This is a genomic window from Xanthomonas rydalmerensis (assembly GCF_033170385.1).
In the GTDB taxonomy this organism is placed as follows: domain Bacteria; phylum Pseudomonadota; class Gammaproteobacteria; order Xanthomonadales; family Xanthomonadaceae; genus Xanthomonas_A; species Xanthomonas_A rydalmerensis.
Genome location: NZ_CP126170.1, coordinates 2575912 through 2593554 on the forward strand (window position 1 = coordinate 2575912; position 17643 = coordinate 2593554).

Below are 17643 nucleotides of genomic sequence, written 5' to 3' on the forward strand. Positions count from 1 at the left end.
AAACGCCTCTGCACAAGCTGGGATGCATGCACGGGTGTAAGCATCCCCCGCTCCGCTAGGATCGGGCATCTGCTGTGTTCGCGGCGCGACCCGATCGCGCTATAAAGCGACGCGCAGCCAAGCCTATTTTCCAACACCCGTGCCCGCAGGGCGCGCTCCTTTCGAGTGAATCCATGACCGACCCTCTGGCCGCGCTTCAGCGCGAAGCGGACCTGATTGATGCTTGCAAGCGCGCCGGCGGCGCAATCTTCCTGGCGCCCAGTTCCAGTCTCGGCGGGCTCTACGCGGCCCGCGCCGCCGCTCTGTTGGTCGAGCGCGTCCCCGGCATCCGCGTCGTTGCGCTGGACGATGTGTTTTACGAACGCCGCATCACCGATGCGGGCTTCGACGACGTGCGTCCGACAGCGACCTTCTTGCGCGATCCGGATCTGGCCGGGTTACCCACGATCAACTGTGCGTACATGCCAACCGCGTGGCTGCACTTCGATCAACTGCAGCGGCTGGGCAGCGGTCGCCGCGTCGATCTGCCGCAGTTGATGTACGCGCTGGATATTCCACTGGTGTATCAGAGCGGACAGGTGACACGGGAACAGACGCTTGCGCACGCCGCGCAGTTCGATGCCGTGCGTGGCCGCTTCGCCGACGCATTGAGCATGCGTACCCTGGACGCGCTACTGCAGATGCGCATGGACGGCGACAGGCGGCCGCTGCTGGATGTCCTGTGCCCGATGGAGCAGGAGTATTACTCGGTGTATTCGGCGCTGGAGCATCCGCTGCGGATCGGCGCAGACGAACACTATGTGGACATTGGCGCCTATCGCGGCGACACGGTCAAGAAGTTCCGCGCGGCATCGCGCCACCGCTATGCCACCATCCATGCCTTCGAGCCGGATCCGGAGAACTTCGCCGCCCTGCAGCAAGGGCTGGCAGACGATGACGGCCGCACGACGCTGTACAACGCCGCAGTCGCCGACGTAGCCAGCACCCTGGCGTTCGATGCCCAAGGCACCATGGGCAGCCGACTCGATGGCAGTGGCTCAGCACGCGTGGACTGCGTGCGACTGGACGACCTGATCGAGCACGTCAGCGTCTTGAAGATGGATGTGGAAGGCGCCGAAGCCAAGGTGCTGCGGGGCGGCGCGGCGCTGATCGGGCGCTGCCGGCCGCGCATGGCCATCACCTGCTACCACCATGCGCTCGACCTGCTAGACATCGTCGCCGAACTCGACCGCATCATGCCGGGTGCCAAACTACGACTGCGCCACTACGCCATGTACTACTTCGACAGCGTGCTCTACGTGGAGTGAGGCGCAGCCGCGCCTGCTGCGCCACCTTCTTCTTCGCCTCCAGACCCAACTTCGCTCCTAAAGCGCCGCCTGCTCGCAGGCGACGGCACGGTCAGGACCGGCATGCTTGTTGCATCTGAGATGGATCGGGCGCAGCGTGCGCTCCGCTCCCATTCCCGACACGGTCCATCGTTCATGCCTCACCCGTCCCTGGTCAGCGTAGTCATGCCGGCCTACAAGCTCCGTTACTTCGAGCAGGCGCTCGACAGCGTGCTGGCCCAGACCTATCCGGCGCTGGAACTGGTCATCTGCGACGACAACCCCACCGAGGCGATCGCCGAGGTGGTGGAACGCCGTGCGGCCGGTGCCCCGTTCCCGATCCGCTACCAACGCAATCCGGAGCGCTACGGCGAACTCGGCAGCACCGCGAGGGGAATCGCCTTAGCCCAGGGCGAGTACGTGAAGTTCCTGCACGACGACGACGTGTTGGCGCCGGATTGCGTGGCCGCGCTGGTCGCGGCGATGCAGTCCGCGCCCGACGTCCTGCTGGCGTCCTCGCGCCGGCAGCGGATCGACAGCCACGGCGCGCCGCTGGAGGACATCCCCGCCACTGCCTTTCCGTTCGCGGGCGACGTGCTGCTGGACGGGCCGGAGCTGCTGTCGTTCCTGGCCGACCACACCATCAACTTCGTCGGCGAGCCCAGCTGCGTGCTGTGCCGGCGCAGCGACCTGCTGGAGATCGGCGACGAGTTGATGACGCTGGCCGGCAAGGTGATCAACTGGGTTGGCGACCTGGCGCTGTACGCCAAGCTGCTGCATCGCGGCCATCTGGCACTGCTGGCGCGGCCGCTGACCCGCTTCCGGGTGTCGGAGGAGCAATACAGCCAGGTCGGCCGCGACCAGCCCGGCATCGGCGATCAGGGCCATGCCAACTTCCGCCAGGGCGTGCGCGCGATGGGCTGGTACCGCGGCGATGGCGACGTTCGCCAGGTCACGGTGACGCCGCTGGCCGGTGGTCCGAGTACGCCGGTGGACCTGCTACAGGCGATCCAGGACGCCTACGCGCGCGTCTGCGTGCAAAGCGCCCTGCGCGACTGGCAGGCGCGGCGGACGGTGACGCCGGCGCAACGCGACCTGCTCGACGCGCGCCTGGTCGCCCTGGGCGGCGCGCCGCGGCTGGCCGTCCTGGGCGGCGCGCCGCGGCTGGCCATCCTGGTCGACGCACGCGGCGCCGACCACGCCGCACTGGCGGCGACCCTGGACAGCCTGTTGCTGGAGGGCAAGGCGTTCGCACAGGTGCAGGCGCTGGTGCTGGGCGATGCGCCCGTCGCAGCGTGGCCGGATCCGCGGGTCCGGAGCCTGCCGCCGCTGCCGGCCGAGGCCGATGCGGCGGCGCTGTCCGCCGCGCTGGATGCATCACCGGCCAGCGACTGGTGCCTGCGCGTGGCCGCGGGCAGCCGTTTCTATGCCGGCGGGCTGCTGCGGTTGCTGCTGGAACTGGCGCAACAGCCGCAGTGCAACGCGCTGTACGCGGACGAATGGCTGGCGGTGGATGCGGACACCCTGGCGCCGCTGCTGCGGCCGGACCCGGACCTGGACCTGCTGCTGGGCAATCCGCTGGCAATGGCCGGCCACTGGGTGTTCCGCCGCGCCGCGGTGCAGGCGCTGGGCGGCTTCGACCCGGCCTACGACGGCGCCAGCGAATTCGAGCTGATCCTGCGCCTGTTCCTGCGCGACGGCGGCGACGGCATCGTGCACCTGCCCGAGCCGCTGCTGGTCGCTGCGCCGGCCAGCGCCGAGGCCGGCGGCCCGGCGCGCCAGCGCGCGATCGCCGCGCATCTGCAGGCCCGCGGCTATCCACAGGCCGCGGTCGAACCGCTGGCGGGCGGCCTGTTCCGTATCGACTACGGCCACCCCGCGCAGCCGCCGGTCTCGATCGTGCTGCTGGCACAGGACAACCTGCCGGCGCTGCAGCGCGCGGTGGTCAGCCTGCTCGAACAGACCGCCTACCCCGCCTACGAACTGCTGCTGGTGGACAACGCCAGCCAGGCGCCGGAGATCACCGCGTGGATGCAGGCGGTGGCTGAGCTGGGCAACGGCCGCATCCGCGTGTTCGCGCTGGAACAGCGGGTCTCGCAGGCCGAGGCGCATAACCTCGCCGCCACCCAGGCGCAGGGCGAGTACCTGTTGTTCCTGGACGCCGACAGCGCCGCGGTACAGGACGGCTGGCTGCATGCGCTGATGAACCACGCGCAGCGGCCCGAAGTCGGCATCGTCGGCGCCAAGGGTGTGTCCTCCGACGGCCGGATCACCCATGCCGGTGTGCTGCCGGGCGTGCTTGCCGGCGCCGGCCACGCCTTTGCCGGCGAAGCGATGGCACAGCCCGGCTACATGGGCCGGCTGCAGGTGGCGCATCGCTACAGCGCGGTGTCGGCGCATTGCCTGCTGGTGCGGCGGGCGCTGTTCGAACACCTGTCCGGATTCGACGCGGCCGGCTTCGCCGAGGGCGGCGCCGACGTGGACCTGTGCTTGCGCGCCGCGGCGGCGGGCGCCTGGACGGTGTGGACGCCACAGGCGCTGCTGTTGCAGCCGGCCCCGGCCACGCGCAGCGAGGCGGCCGACGAGGCCCTGCTGCAGCGCTGGCTGCCGGCGCTGGCGCACGATCCGGCCTATTCGCCCAGCCTGGGCCTGGAGCAGCCCGGCGGCTTCCAGTTGGGCGAATCCGAGTTCTCCTGGCAGCCGCTGTCGTGGAAGCCGCTGCCGCGGATCCTCGCCCATCCGGGCGACACCTTCGGCAGTGGTCAGTACCGGGTCATCCAGCCGTTGCAGGCGCTGGCCGCGGCGGCGCAGATCGACGGCCTGTACTACGCGCGCCTGCTCGACCCGGTGGAACTGCAGCGCATCGGCGCCGACGCGGTAGTGCTGCAGCGCCGCGTCGGCGATGCGGAACTGGTGCGGATGGAGCGCATGCGCCGTTTCTGCGGTGCCTTCATGGTCTACGAACTGGACGACTACCTGCCCAATCTGCCGCTGAAGAGCGCGCATCGCGAGCAGATGCCCAAGGACGTACTGCGTTCGCTGCGGCGTGCCGCCACGCTGGTAGACCGCGTCACCGTCTCCACGCCGGACCTGGCCGAGGCGCTGGCCGGCCTGCACGGCGACATCCGCGTGGTCCGCAACCGGCTGGAGCCGCAGCTGTGGGGCGCGCTGGCGACGCCGGCGGCGTCCGACTCGGCCAAGCCGCGGGTCGGCTGGGCCGGCGGACTCAGCCACACCGGCGACCTGGAACTGATCGCCGACGTGGTGCAGGCGCTGGCCGGCGAGGTCCATTGGGTGTTCATGGGGATGTGCCCGGAGCGGCTGCGCCGGCACGTGCACGAGGTGCACGCGGGTGTGGACTTCGCCCGCTATCCGCAGGCGCTGGCCGCGCTGGGCCTGGACCTGGCGCTGGCGCCGCTGGAAGACAACCTGTTCAACCGCTGCAAGAGCAACCTGCGCCTGCTCGAGTACGGCGCCTGCGGCTATCCGGTGGTGGCCAGCGACCTGCCGCCCTACCGCGACGGCGGGCTGCCGGTGACCCTGGTCAAGAACCGCTTCCGCGACTGGGTCAATGCGATCCGCGCACACCTGGCCGATGCCGACGCCCGGGCCGCGGCCGGCGCTGCCCTGCGCGCGGCGGTGCAGCGCGACTGGCTGCTGCAAGGCGCCAATCTGCAGGAGTGGCGGGCGGCCTGGCTGCCGGACTGAGTCGCCCCCCAGCCCACCTTGAGGTCGGCGCGCAGCGCCCGCGTCCGAACGTGACGACGCGCACAGCGTCAACCCGCCGACACGTCGCCTGCGCCCACCCGCGCCGGCGACGCGGCAGGCGCCGGGAACCCGTCACCTGCCGCCGGTGTCCCCCGCCCGTGCCCGCTTGGAGGCCGCGCGGCACGTGAACGCCGTTTCGGCACACCGCTTGCATTGCATACGGGCAAGCCGTCTCCCGGCAGGGACTTCACCGTATGAGCGACTCCATCAGCTCCATCCTTTCGCAGATCCGCAGCTATCAGGGCCAGGTCGGCCAGGCAGCGCAGACGCGGGTGGGCGATGTCGGCCGCAGCAATGCGATCGAAGGCCTGACCGGCAACCAGGGCGTGCAGGGCCCGAGCTTCACCGAGACCCTGCGTAACGCGATCGGCGGCGTGAACGAGGCCCAGCAGAAGTCCGGCGACCTCGCCAAGGCCTTCGAACTGGGCGACCCCAGCGCGGATCTGGCCAAGGTGATGCTGGCCGCACAACAGTCCCAGGTGGCGTTTCGCGCTACCGTGGAAGTCCGCAACCGACTCGTCCAGGCGTATCAGGACGTGATGAACATGCCGCTGTAAGGGTAGAAGACGATGGCGCTTGCGATCAGCAAAGACACTTTCAGCAGCGAAAAGGCGGGCGCCTGGTTCGACCGCCTGCAGAGCCTGCAGCTCACCCGCCGCATCGGCCTGATGGCGATGATCGCGGTGGCGGTGGCGGCCGGCCTGTTCGTGTTCTTCTGGTCGCAGAAGCCGGCCTACACCCCGCTGTACACCGGCCTGGACGAGAAAGGCACGGCCGAGGCCACCGACCTGCTGCGCACCGCGCAGATCCCGTTCAAGCTCGACCAGGCCACCGGCGCGATCACCGTGCCGGAGGACAAGCTGTACGACGCGCGGCTGAAGCTGGCCGGCTCCGGCCTGACCGACAACGGCAACATGGGTTTCGAGGTGATGGAGAAGGATCCCGGCTTCGGGGTCAGCCAGTTCGTGGAGAACGCGCGCTACCAGCACGCCCTGGAAACCGAACTGGCCCGCACCATCTCCAGCCTGCGCCCGGTGCGCGAGGCGCGGGTGCACCTGGCCATTCCCAAGCCGAGCGCGTTCACCCGCCAGCGCGAGGCCGCCAGCGCCTCGGTGGTGCTGGAACTGCGTGGCGGCACCACCCTGGAACGCAACCAGGTCGATGCGATCGTCAACATGGTCGCCTCCAGCATCCCCGACCTGGCACCGGATCGCGTCACCGTGGTCGACCAGAGCGGGCGCATGCTGACCATCGCCGACCCCAACAGCGACGCCGCGCTCAACGCCGCCCAGTTCGATCAGGTGCGCCGCCAGGAAAGCGCCTACAACCAGCGCATCCGCGAACTGCTGGAGCCGATGACCGGCCCGGGCCGGGTCAACCCGGAAGTGAACGTGGACATGGACTTCTCGGTGGTCGAGGAAGCGCGCGAGCTGTACAACGGCGACCCGCCGAAGCTGCGCAGCGAGCAGGTCAGCGACAGCAGCACCCAGACCGGCGGCCCGCAGGGCGCGCCGGGCGCGACCAGCAACTCGCCGGGCAGCGCGCCGGGCCAGCCGGGCGCCACTGGCGCTCCGCCTGCACCGGGCACGGCCGGCACCCAACAAGCCGCCGCCGCGACGCCGACCGAGAGCTCCAAGAGCGCCACCCGCAACTACGAACTGGACCGTACCCTGCAGCACACCCGGCAGCCGGCCGGGCGCATCAAGCGCGTCTCGGTGGCGGTGCTGGTGGACCACGTGATGCGTCCCGGCGCCAAGGGCAAGATGACCGAGCAGGCGCTCAGCGCCGCCGAGCTGACCCGCATCGAAGGCCTGGTCAAGCAGGCGGTGGGCTTCAACGCCGAACGTGGCGACACCGTCTCGGTGATGAACGCACCGTTCGTGCGCACGGCGCCGGAAGCGGAAGACAAGCCCGGTTGGTGGGAAGATCCGCGGGTGATGAACGGCCTGCGCCTGGTGCTGGGTGCGGCGGTGGTGCTGGCGCTGCTGTTCGGCGTGCTGCGCCCGGCGCTGCGCCAGATCGCCGGTCCCGCGCCGGCCGCGGCGGTCGGCCACGACCGCGACGGCAACGAACCGCGCGATGCCAAGCTGTCGATGCTCGACGACGACAACCCGCTGCTGCCGTCGCTGGGCGAGGACACCGCCAGCCTCAGCGGCGGCAGCGGCGGCAACCCCGCCATCGCCCTGCCCGACGCCTACGAGGAACGGTTGCGCCAGGCCCGCGAAGCGGTCAAACAAGATTCCAAGCGCGTGGCGCAGGTCGTGAAGGGATGGGTCGCCAGTGAAGCCTGATGCGAATGCAATGAACGGGACCCAGCGCGCCGCCGTGCTGCTGCTGTCGCTCGGCGAGGCCGACGCGGCCGAGGTGCTCAAGCACATGGACCCCAAGGAGGTGCAGAAGATCGGCATCGCCATGGCGACGCTGAGCGGCATCTCGCGCGACCAGGTCGACAAGGTCATGGAAGAGTTCAACGCCGAGCTGGGCAGCAAGACCTCGCTGGGCGTGGGCGCCGACGACTACATCCGCAACGTGCTGGTGCAGGCGCTGGGCGCCGACAAGGCCGGCAGCCTGATCGACCGCATCCTGCTGGGCCGCAACACCACCGGCCTGGACACGCTGAAGTGGATGGATCCGCGCGCGATCGCCGACCTGGTGCGCAACGAGCATCCGCAGATCATCGCTATCGTGATGGCGCACCTGGACAACGACCAGGCCGCCGAGGCGCTGAAGCTGCTGCCCGAGCGCACCCGCGCCGACGTGCTGATGCGCATCGCCACCCTCGACGGCATCCCGCCGCACGCGCTCAACGAACTCAACGAGATCATGGAGCGGCAGTTCTCCGGCAACCAGAACCTGAAGTCCTCGAACGTGGGCGGGGTCAAGGTCGCGGCGAACATCCTCAACTTCCTGGACAGCGGCGCCGACCAGGGTGTGCTGGCGGCGATCAGCAAGATCGACGCCGACCTGGGCAGCCGCATCCAGGACCTGATGTTCGTGTTCGACAACCTGGTGGAGCTGGACGACCGCGGGCTGCAGACCATGCTGCGCGAGGTCAGCGGCGACCGCCTCGGCCTGGCCCTGCGCGGCGCCGACATCAAGGTGCGCGACAAGATCACCAAGAACATGTCCCAGCGCGCCGCCGAGATCCTGCTCGAAGACATGGAAGCGCGCGGCCCGGTGCGCCTGGCCGACGTGGAGGCCGCGCAGAAGGAGATCCTGGCGATCGTGCGGCGTCTGGCCGATGAGGGCGTGATCAGCCTCGGCGGCGGTGGTGCGGAGGCCATGGTATGAACGGCAACGTGGTGCGCTGGCTGGCGCCGGAACTCGATGCCCCGCCGTTGTCGGCGGCGCAGCCGTACGAAGACGTGCTGCCGGACGAGCCGGTGCTGCGCCCGCCGAGCCTGGAGGAGATCCAGGCGATCGAGGCCGCGGCCCAGCACGAAGGCTTCGAACGCGGCCACGCCGAGGGCCTGGCCCAGGGCCAGGCCGAGATCCGCCGGCTGACCGCGCAGATCGACGGCATCCTGGACAACTTCTCGCGGCCGCTGGCGCGGCTGGAGAACGAAGTGGTCGGCGCACTCGGCGAACTGGCCGTGCGCATCGCCGGCAGCCTGGTCGGCCGCGCCTACCAGGCCGACCCGGTGCTGCTGTCGGAACTGGTGGCCGAGGCGCTGGACGCGGTCGGCGGCGCGCGCCGCGACGTCGAGGTGCGCCTGCACCCGGACGACATCGCCGCGCTGACCCCGTTGCTGACGATGATGGACCAGGGCATCCGGCTGGTGCCGGACCTGAGCCTGAGCCGTGGCGACCTGCGCGTGCACGCCGAATCGGTGCGCATCGACGGCACCCTCGAAGCGCGCCTGCGCGCGGCCCTGGAGACGGTGATGCGCAAGTCCGGAGCCGGCCTGTGAGCGCGCTGTCGGGCACCCACCCCGCCGACTGGCTGGATGCGCGCAACCTGCGCCTGGCCGGCCGTCTCGGCAGGCTCGACCTGGACGCGGCCGCCGGCCGCGGCCTGATCCGCGAGGGCATCCTGCGCCGCGCGGTCGGCCTGACCCTGGAAGCGGTCGGCTGCGAGGCGCCGATGGGCGCCACCTGCAGGGTCGAGGTCGACGGCGGCTGGGTCGATGCCGAAGTGGTCGGCTTCTCCGGCGACCGCACCTCGCTGATGCCCAGCGCCGAAACCCACGGCCTGCTGCCCAACGCGCGGGTGGTGCCGCTGCACCGCCGCGGCGGCGTGGAAGTGGGCGAAGGCCTGCTCGGCCGCGTCATCGACTCGGACGGCGTGCCGCTGGACGGCAAGGGCCCGATCCGCGCCGAAGGCTCGGTGGGCATGGCCGGCGTGTCGATCAACCCGTTGGCGCGCGAACCGATCACCACCCCGCTGGACGTGGGCGTGCGCGCGATCAACGCGCTGCTGCCGATCGGCCGCGGCCAGCGCGTGGGGCTGTTCGCCGGCTCCGGCGTCGGCAAGTCCACCCTGCTGGGCATGATGACCCGCTACACCGCCGCCGACGTGATCGTGGTCGGGCTGATCGGCGAACGCGGCCGCGAAGTGCGCGATTTCGTCGAGACCACCCTGGGCGAGGAAGGCCTGCGCCGCGCCGTGGTCGTCGCCGCCCCGGCCGACCGCCCGCCGCTGGCGCGCCTGCACGGCGCCTACCGCGCCACCGCCATCGCCGAGTGGTTCCGCGACCAGGGCCTAAACGTGCTGCTGCTGATGGACTCGCTGACCCGCTTCGCCCAGGCCCAGCGCGAGATCGGCCTGTCGGTGGGCGAGCCGCCGACCACCCGCGGCTATCCGCCGTCGGTGTTCGCCAAGCTGCCGGCCCTGGTCGAGCGCGCCGGCAACGGCGCCAAGGGCCGCGGCTCGATCACCGCCTTCTACACCGTGCTGACCGAAGGCGACGACCCGCAGGACCCGATCGCCGATGCCGCCCGCGCCATCCTCGACGGCCACATCCTGCTGTCGCGGCGCGTCGCCGACAGCGGCCTGTACCCGGCCATCGACGTCGAGTCCTCGGTCAGCCGCGTGGTCCAGGACATCGCCGACGAGCCGTGGCGCCTGCGCATCCGCTCGCTGAAGCGGTTGGTGTCGGCCTACTCGGCCAACCGCGACCTGATCACCATCGGCGCCTACCAGCGCGGCAACGACCCGGCGGTGGACGAAGCGCTGGAGCGCTGGCCGGAGATCATGGAATTCCTCGGACAGGACGTCGCCAAAGCCGCAGATCTGCCCCACAGCCAGGCCGCCCTGAAACGGCTGGTCGACCGCGAGAACTAAGCCATGATGCAATCGCAACGTCTCGATCCCCTGCTCCGCCGGGCTCAGCAGCACGAAGACGAGGTCGCCCGCGATCTCGCCGAGCGCCAGCGCGCCCTGGCCACCCACGAGTCGCGGCTGGAAGAACTGCGCCGCTACGCCGACGAGTACGCCAACAGCCAGATGGCGGCGACCAGTCTGGCGCAGTTGGCCAACCGCCGCGCCTTCCTGGACCGGCTGGAGAGCGCGGTGCAGCAGCAGTGCCAGACCGTGGACCGCAATCGCGAGAAGGTCGAGATGGAGCGCAGCCGGCTGCTGCTGGCCAGTCGCGACAAGCAGGTGCTGGAACAGCTCGCGGCCAGCTACCGCGCGCAGGAACGCAAGGTCGACGACCGCCGCAGCCAGCGCGAGATGGACGACCTCGGCGCGCGCCGCGCGCGCCTGGCGGCCACCGCCGACGAACACGAGAACGGAGACGGACGATGAACAACGCGCTTTCCGCGCTGGGCGGCAGCGGCCGCGCCAGCCAGATCGGCGGCGGCAACGACACCCCGGGCCTGGACCGCAGCGGCGGCAAGGACAAGGACTTCGCCAAGCTGCTCGGCGGCAGCAGCGGCGGCTCGGCGCGCACCACCGCGCCCAAGCCCGCCGCCCGCGAGACGGCCAAGCCGGCGCAACCGGCCGACAAGGACCAGGCGGACAAGCGCCCGGCGGCCGCCGACGACACCGCCAGCGATCCCGCGCGCACCGCGCAGGCCGGCGACAAGGTCGCCCAGGACACCGAGAAGAGCAGCACCGAGACCAAGGTCTCGGGCAAGGACAAGGGCAAGGCCGAGGACAAGCGCGACGACGCCAAGCCCGACGAGGCCGCCTGGCCGCCGGCCGGGCTGGCCGGGATCGGCCTGGGCCTGTTGCCGGCGATCGGCGCGGCGGTGCTGCCGGCCGCCTCGGCGACCCCGCTGGGCGCGGCGGCCGGGCTGGCCGTCGGCGTCGCCGGCGCCGTGGCCAGCGGCGCGGCCGCCCTGCTCGGCGGCGGCGACGCGCTGCCGCAGACCGCGGCGGGCGCCACCGATCCGAATGCGGCCACCGCCGGCACCGCCAGCGCGACGGCCAGCACCACCGCCCCGGCCTCGGCCGCCGGCGGCTTCGGCGCGATGCTGTTGGCGCAGGGCGGATCGGCCGACAAGGCCGGTGGCGCCGAGACCGCGGCCCCGCTGGCGGCACTGGCGGCCATCGCCGCCGCGGCCAGCGGCAAGACCGGCGAAGGCGGCGACGCGGTGCCCGCCGCCGATCCCAGCGCGATCGCGCCGACCGCGGCGGCCACGCCGCTGCACGCCACCACGCGGCTGGCCGATGCGCAGCCGTTCAGCGGCTCGCCCACGCCGACCCCGAACCTGCACGGCAACCAGTTCGACGAGGAGCTGGGCGCGCGCATCAGCTGGCTGGCCGACCAGAAGATCGGCCACGCCCACATCAAGCTGAATCCGGCCGAACTGGGCCCGGTCGAGGTGCGCCTGCACATGACCGGCGACCAGGTCAACGCCAGCTTCAGCAGCAACCAGGCCGACGTGCGCCAGGCCCTGGAGAACAGCCTGCCACGCCTGCGCGAGATGCTCGGCCAGCATGGCTTCCAGCTCGGCCAGGCCGACGTCGGCCAGCAGCAGCCGCAGCAACAGCAGGCCAATGCGCAGAGCACTCCGCAGGGCGGCAGCCGCAGCGGCGGCGAGCTTGCCGACGACCTGTCCGGCAGCGTCGGGATTCCGGCGATGGTGCTGCGCCAGCGCGGGCTGCTCGACGCCTACGCCTGATCCGGGCGGCACTGCCGCCAGCCGGATCGGGGTAAGGCCTTTTGTGGGAAGGGGTTCAGCCCCGACGCTTTCCTCCGAAAAGCGTCGTGGCTGAACCCCTTCCCACTCCGGATCCCTTCTCCCACAACGGTCTCGGCCCACGCCTGCGCGGCACGCGGCGGCACCGTCAAACACCCGGCGCGCCCGGCGCCCGGTTTCGGCACGGCGATTGCATCCTCAGGGGCAGACCCCCTTCAGGACGCCGCACTGTGTCAGCCCCCGACAAATCCAAGAAAGACGCCAAGGACGCCCCGGAAGGCGGCAAGTCGAAGAAAAAGCTGCTGATCATCGTCATCGCGGCGGTGCTGGTGCTGGGCGGCGGCGGTGCCGGCGCGTTCTTCTTCCTGAAGAAGCCCGAGGGCGGCCACGCCAAGGCCGAGGAGAAGACTGCCGAGGTTCCCAAGCCCGCGCAGTACTTCGCGATGGACCCGGCGTTCGTGGTCAACCTCAACGGCGGCGCCGAAGACGGCCCGCACTACCTGCAGCTGGAAGTGCAGCTGATGACCCGCGATCCGGAAGAGCTGAAGCTGATCACCGAGAACGCCCCGGCGATCCGCGCGCATCTGCTGATGCTGTTCTCGCAGGTGCAGGCAACGGACATCGCCAACATCGACGGGCGCAAGAAGCTGCAGGCCGCGGCGCTGGCCGATGCGCAGAAGCTGATGACCGCCGAGACCGGCAAGAAGTGCGTGGAAGAACTGCTGTTCACCAGCTTCGTCACCCAGTAAGGCGATGCCGCGATGACCGACCTGCTTTCCCAAGACGAGATCGATGCCCTGTTGCATGGCGTCGATGCCGGCGTGGTGGATACCGAGCCGGCGGCGGCCGAGCCGGGTGAAGCGCGCAACTACGACTTCTCCAGCCAGGACCGGATCATCCGGGGGCGCATGCCGACCCTGGAGATGGTCAACGAGCGCTTCGCACGCCTGTGGCGGATCGGCCTGTTCAACCTGATCCGGCGCTCGGCCGACCTGTCGGTGCGCGGCATCGACCTGATCAAGTTCAACGACTACATGCACTCGCTGTACGTGCCGAGCAACCTGAACCTGATCAAGTTCAAGCCGTTGCGCGGCACCGGCCTGATCGTGTTCGAGCCGACCCTGGTGTTCACCGTGGTCGACAACTTCTTCGGCGGCGACGGCCGCTACCCCACCCGCATCGAAGGCCGCGAATTCACCCCGACCGAGATGCGGGTGATCCAGCTGATGCTCAAGCAGACCTTCGCCGACCTGGCCGAAGCCTGGGCGCCGGTGATGGAGGTGGACTTCGAGTACATCAATTCCGAGGTCAACCCGCACTTCGCCAACATCGTCACCCCGCGCGAGTACGTGGTGGTCAGCCGCTTCCACGTGGAGCTGGAAGGCGGCGGCGGCGAGATCCACGTGACCCTGCCGTACTCGATGCTGGAGCCGATCCGCGAACTGCTCGACGCCGGCATCCAGAGCGACCGCGTCGACCGCGACGAAAGCTGGAACATCATGCTGCGCGAGCAGCTGTTCGGCTCGGAGGTCACCATTTCCAGCGTGCTGGCGCAGAAGCAGATGAGCCTGCGCGAGCTGACCCGGTTGAAGATCGGCGACGTGCTCCCGATCGACCTGCCCAAGCAGGTGCCGCTGTGCGTGGAGAACATCCCGGTGTTCACCGGCGAGTTCGGCATCTCGCGCGGCCAGAACGCGGTGAAGATCACCGCCACCCATCCCCCCGGCGCGCTGCGCCGTCGTCCCGCTCTCCAGGAAGACCTGCCATGACCCAGACCGATCCCACCCAGCCGGCGCCGGCCCAGTTCGACAGCCTGCAGCCGGATGCCACGGCCGAGTCCAACGACCTGAACCTGGACGTGATCCTGGATGTGCCGGTGACGCTGTCGCTGGAAGTGGGCCGCAGCCGCATTCCGATCCGCAACCTGCTGCAGCTCAACCAGGGTTCGGTGGTGGAACTGGAGCGCGGCGCCGGCGAGCCGCTGGACGTGTACGTCAACGGCACCCTGATCGCGCACGGCGAAGTGGTGACCATCAACGACCGTTTCGGCGTGCGCCTGACCGACGTGGTCAGCCCCAGCGAGCGCATCCGGAGACTGCGGTGAGCTTGCTGCTCGCCATCGCCACGCAGACCGCAAAGCACGGTGCGGGCGTCGGCAACGCGGCGCCGTCGGCGCCCAGCCTGCTCGGTGCGGTGTTCGCGCTGCTGCTGGTGCTGGGCCTGATCCTGGCCATGGCCTGGGTGCTCAAGCGCCTGCCCGGCAGCGGCTTCCGCCCGGCCCAGGGCCTGCGCGTGGTCGCCAGCCTGGCGGTCGGCGCCAAGGAGCGGGTGGTGGTGGTCGAGGTCAATGGCGAACAGCTGTTGCTCGGCGTGTCGCCCGGCGGGGTACGCACCTTGCATCAGTTGCCCGAGCCGCTGCCGCAGGCCCCCGCGCCGACCCTGCCTTCGCTCAAGCAGTTCAAGCAGCTTCCCGATTTCGCTCAGCTTCTGGCGCAGAAGCTGCGCAAGGACAAATGACCATGCCGTTTTTCTGGAACCGCAACGCTCGCCGCCTGCGCCTGCTGCTGATCCTGCTGGCCCTGAGCCTGCTGCCCGCGTTCGCCTGGGCGCAGGCCAATCCGGCGCCGGCCACCACGCCGACCGCGCAGAACCCGCAGAACGCCGCGCCCACCCTGCCCTCGCTACCGGAGGTCAACGTCGGCAAGATCGGCGCGCAGCCGGTGAGCCTGCCGCTGCAGACCCTGCTGCTGATGACGGCCATCACCTTGCTGCCGTCGCTGCTGCTGGTGCTGACCGCCTTCACCCGCATCACCATCGTGCTCGGCCTGCTGCGGCAGGCGCTGGGCACCGGGCAGACGCCGTCCAACCAGGTGCTGATGGGCCTGGCGCTGTTCCTGACCGCGCTGGTGATGATGCCGGTCTGGGAAAAGGCCTGGGGCCAGGGCATGAGCCCGTATCTCAACGGCCAGATCGACTTCCAGACCGCGTGGACGCTGACCACGCAGCCGCTGCGCGCCTTCATGCTGGCGCAGGTGCGCGAGACCGACCTGATGACCTTCGCCGGCATGGCCGGCAACGGCACCTACAGCGGCCCGGACGCGGTGCCGTTCCAGGTGCTGGTGGCCTCGTTCGTCACCAGCGAGCTGAAGACGGCGTTCGAGATCGGTTTCCTGATCTTCATTCCGTTCGTGATCATCGATCTGGTGGTGGCCAGCGTGCTGATGTCGATGGGCATGATGATGATGTCGCCGATGCTGATCTCGGCGCCGTTCAAGATCCTGCTGTTCGTGCTGGTCGATGGCTGGGTGCTGACGGTCGGCACGCTGGCCGCCAGTTTCAACGGGGTCTGAGGCGATGAGTCCGGAACTGGCGTTGACCGAGTTGCGTGGCGGGCTGATCACGGTGTTGTGGGTGGCGGGGCCGTTGTTGCTGGCGATGTTGGCGGTTGGTGTGGTGATCGGTGTGTTCCAGGCGGCGACGCAGCTCAATGAGCCGACGATCGCGTTCATCGCGAAGGTGGTGGCGTTGACGGCGATGTTGTTCGCGACGGGGAGTATGTTGCTGGCGCATCTGGTGGAGTACACGACGATGCTGTTCCAGCGTATTCCGCATTTGATTGGGTAGCTGGGATGGCTGCGTCTGACGCTGCGCTTCTTGCTGCTGCATCGCTTTTGGCTGGGAACCGGCAAGAGCTTTCGCCTTGTGGCGAGCCTTCTGAACAGCAAGAGCTTTCGCCTTGCGGCGAGCCTTCTGAACAGCAAGAGCTTTCGCCTTGCGGCGAGCCTTCTGAACAGCAAGAGCTTTCGCCTTGCGGCGAGCCTTCTGAACAGCAAGAGCTTTCGCCTTGCGGCGAGCCTTCTGAACAGCAAGAGCTTTCGCCTTGCGGCGAGCCTTCTGAACAGCAAGAGCTTTCGCCTTGCGGCGAGCCTTCTGAACAGCAAGAGCTTTCGCCTTGCGGCGAGTCACTTTTCTTTGCTTGTGCAAAGAAAAGTAACCAAAAGAAAGCACACCCCGCCTTCGCGCCCGCTACGCGGGTCCGCTCCGCTGACGGGATTTTCGGACGGGGCTTGTCTGCTTCGCAGCCAAGTCCGGGGCAGTCGCCTCGCGGCGCCAGCCCGCCCGCCGGGGCGAAGCAGTGCTTCGCCTTTTCCCGGCGAGCCCTGCCCCGGCCGAAAACGGCGCACATCCCTGTGCGCCGCCCCCCTGCGGGGGGTTTTGCCCGCCAGCTCCGCCGCTGCGGAGGGGACCCGGTGGATCAAGAGCGAAACAACAGCAAAAACGACGGCAACCGCAAAAGCGACCGCTACGGCTACGGCTACGGCTACGGCTATAGCCGCTTTGGCTTTGGCTCCATTGTCGGTCGTGCTGTGCCCCTGGTTGTTTGGGGGTTCGCCGGTCTGTCTTCGGCTGCAAGGCGCCCGCGTCTCGCAGTTAGTGCTGGCCGTTCCTTCGTGATGTCTGCCGGGGCCTCGGGCTGATGGATGCCGCCACGCAAATGGTCGTCGATGGGTCGCGGGCGTTCGCGATGATCGGGGCCGTGCTTTGGACGATGCTGCGGATCGGGGCGATGTTCACGGTGATGCCGTTGGTCGGCACCAAGGCGGTGCCGGGACGGGTGCGGGTGATCCTGTCGGGGACGTTGGCCATCGCGCTGGCGCCGATCCTGCCGCCGGTGCCGGACTGGGATGGGTTCAATGCCGCAGTGGTGCTGAGCGTGGCCCGGGAGCTGGCGGTGGGGGCCAGTATGGGGTTCATGCTGCGGATGATCTTCGAGGCCGGGGCGATGGCCGGCGAACTGGTCTCGCAGAGCACTGGCCTCGGTTTTGCGCAGATGGCCGACCCGTTGCGCGGGGTCAACTCGCCGGTGATCGGCCAGTGGTTCTACCTGGTCTTCGGGCTGATGTTCTTCACCACCAACGGGCATCTGGCGGTGGTGTCGCTGCTGGTGGACAGCTACAAGGCGCTGCCGATCGGCACCGCCCTTCCCGACGCCCAGGCGATGGCGTCGGTGGCACCGAACTTCTTCATGAGCATCATGCGCGGTGCTGTGACCCTGGCGCTGCCGGTGATGGTGGCGATGATGGCGGTGAACCTGGCCTTCGGCGCGTTGGCCAAGGCCGCGCCCTCGCTGAACCCGATCCAGCTCGGCCTGCCGGTGGCAGTGGTGCTCGGTCTGGCGCTGCTGGCAGTACTGGTCGGCGAGATGGGGCCGCCGGTGCAGCGTCTGTTCGACGCCGCCTTCGACGCGGCGCGCGCGATCACCGCCTAGCCGGCACTCAAGCTGCGCCGTACTGCGGCCGATACCGGCAGAAGGCCATTGGTGTGACGCCTGGATGAGCGATGGCGCTGCCGCCCGTCCTTACACTGCCGGTCGCCGCCGCCCGCCCTTTCTTTTGCCGATACCGCCCCCGCCATGCCCCATTGCTCGTCCGCGTTCGCTCGTGTCTGCCCTCGCCGTCTC

17 protein-coding genes are annotated in these 17643 nt (G+C 69.6%); all 17 read left to right on the forward strand.

Going from position 1 to position 17643, the window contains the following annotated elements; genetic code table 11:
- Positions 1 to 173 precede the first annotated feature (173 nt).
- The 17 genes from QN245_RS10820 (at position 174) to fliR (ending at position 17451) form a co-directional block, all read left to right on the forward strand.
- Positions 174 to 1307 (forward strand): FkbM family methyltransferase, encoded by a 1134-nt coding sequence (locus QN245_RS10820; RefSeq protein WP_317843155.1) that lies wholly within the window; start codon positions 174 to 176, stop codon positions 1305 to 1307.
- Between the two features lie 204 nt (positions 1308 to 1511).
- On the forward strand, positions 1512 to 5033 hold the full coding sequence (locus tag QN245_RS10825) for a glycosyltransferase (RefSeq protein ID WP_317845352.1): 3522 nt from the start codon (positions 1512 to 1514) through the stop codon (positions 5031 to 5033).
- A gap of 254 nt (positions 5034 to 5287) precedes the next feature.
- The gene (gene fliE / locus QN245_RS10830) at positions 5288 to 5650 is read left to right on the forward strand and encodes a flagellar hook-basal body complex protein FliE (protein ID WP_019797186.1); all 363 of its coding nucleotides are present in this window, start codon (positions 5288 to 5290) and stop codon (positions 5648 to 5650) included.
- A 12-nt stretch (positions 5651 to 5662) separates the two neighbouring features.
- Positions 5663 to 7384 carry a flagellar basal-body MS-ring/collar protein FliF gene (gene fliF, locus QN245_RS10835; RefSeq protein WP_184447973.1) on the forward strand — a complete coding sequence of 574 codons (1722 nt, stop codon included), beginning with the start codon at positions 5663 to 5665 and terminating at the stop codon, positions 7382 to 7384.
- 10 nt (positions 7385 to 7394) lie between these two features.
- Positions 7395 to 8384: a flagellar motor switch protein FliG gene (gene fliG / locus QN245_RS10840; protein WP_160958722.1), complete on the forward strand. Its 990-nt coding sequence runs from the start codon at positions 7395 to 7397 to the stop codon at positions 8382 to 8384.
- Positions 8381 to 9004 carry a FliH/SctL family protein gene (locus tag QN245_RS10845; RefSeq protein WP_184447974.1) on the forward strand — a complete coding sequence of 208 codons (624 nt, stop codon included), beginning with the start codon at positions 8381 to 8383 and terminating at the stop codon, positions 9002 to 9004. Before fliG ends, QN245_RS10845 begins: the two co-directional genes overlap by 4 nt.
- A complete protein-coding gene (locus tag QN245_RS10850) occupies positions 9001 to 10377 on the forward strand; it encodes a FliI/YscN family ATPase (protein WP_160967549.1) in 1377 nt (458 codons plus the stop codon). Before QN245_RS10845 ends, QN245_RS10850 begins: the two co-directional genes overlap by 4 nt.
- Before the next feature lie 3 nt (positions 10378 to 10380).
- Positions 10381 to 10842: a flagellar export protein FliJ gene (gene fliJ / locus QN245_RS10855; RefSeq protein ID WP_167087715.1), complete on the forward strand. Its 462-nt coding sequence runs from the start codon at positions 10381 to 10383 to the stop codon at positions 10840 to 10842.
- Complete coding sequence (locus QN245_RS10860; RefSeq protein WP_317843156.1) at positions 10839 to 12164, forward strand: flagellar hook-length control protein FliK; 1326 nt, start codon at positions 10839 to 10841, stop codon at positions 12162 to 12164. Before fliJ ends, QN245_RS10860 begins: the two co-directional genes overlap by 4 nt.
- A gap of 248 nt (positions 12165 to 12412) precedes the next feature.
- Complete coding sequence (locus QN245_RS10865) at positions 12413 to 12931, forward strand: flagellar basal body-associated FliL family protein (RefSeq protein ID WP_160967555.1); 519 nt, start codon at positions 12413 to 12415, stop codon at positions 12929 to 12931.
- A gap of 12 nt (positions 12932 to 12943) precedes the next feature.
- Positions 12944 to 13951 (forward strand): flagellar motor switch protein FliM, encoded by a 1008-nt coding sequence (gene fliM / locus QN245_RS10870; protein WP_160967557.1) that lies wholly within the window; start codon positions 12944 to 12946, stop codon positions 13949 to 13951.
- Entirely contained in the window at positions 13948 to 14286 is a 339-nt protein-coding gene (gene fliN, locus QN245_RS10875; RefSeq protein ID WP_160967559.1) for a flagellar motor switch protein FliN, read from the forward strand. The genes fliM and fliN overlap by 4 nt, the downstream gene beginning before the upstream one ends.
- Entirely contained in the window at positions 14283 to 14699 is a 417-nt protein-coding gene (gene fliO, locus QN245_RS10880) for a flagellar biosynthetic protein FliO (RefSeq protein WP_184447976.1), read from the forward strand. Before fliN ends, fliO begins: the two co-directional genes overlap by 4 nt.
- Before the next feature lie 2 nt (positions 14700 to 14701).
- Positions 14702 to 15532, forward strand: coding sequence for a flagellar type III secretion system pore protein FliP (gene fliP, locus QN245_RS10885; RefSeq protein ID WP_160967586.1), 831 nt, complete (start codon positions 14702 to 14704; stop codon positions 15530 to 15532).
- A 4-nt stretch (positions 15533 to 15536) separates the two neighbouring features.
- On the forward strand, positions 15537 to 15806 hold the full coding sequence (locus QN245_RS10890) for a flagellar biosynthetic protein FliQ (RefSeq protein WP_010343869.1): 270 nt from the start codon (positions 15537 to 15539) through the stop codon (positions 15804 to 15806).
- A gap of 30 nt (positions 15807 to 15836) precedes the next feature.
- Complete coding sequence (locus tag QN245_RS10895; RefSeq protein WP_317843157.1) at positions 15837 to 16637, forward strand: hypothetical protein; 801 nt, start codon at positions 15837 to 15839, stop codon at positions 16635 to 16637.
- 22 nt (positions 16638 to 16659) lie between these two features.
- Positions 16660 to 17451 carry a flagellar biosynthetic protein FliR gene (gene fliR / locus QN245_RS10900; RefSeq protein WP_317843158.1) on the forward strand — a complete coding sequence of 264 codons (792 nt, stop codon included), beginning with the start codon at positions 16660 to 16662 and terminating at the stop codon, positions 17449 to 17451.
- Positions 17452 to 17643: the final 192 nt, after the last annotated feature.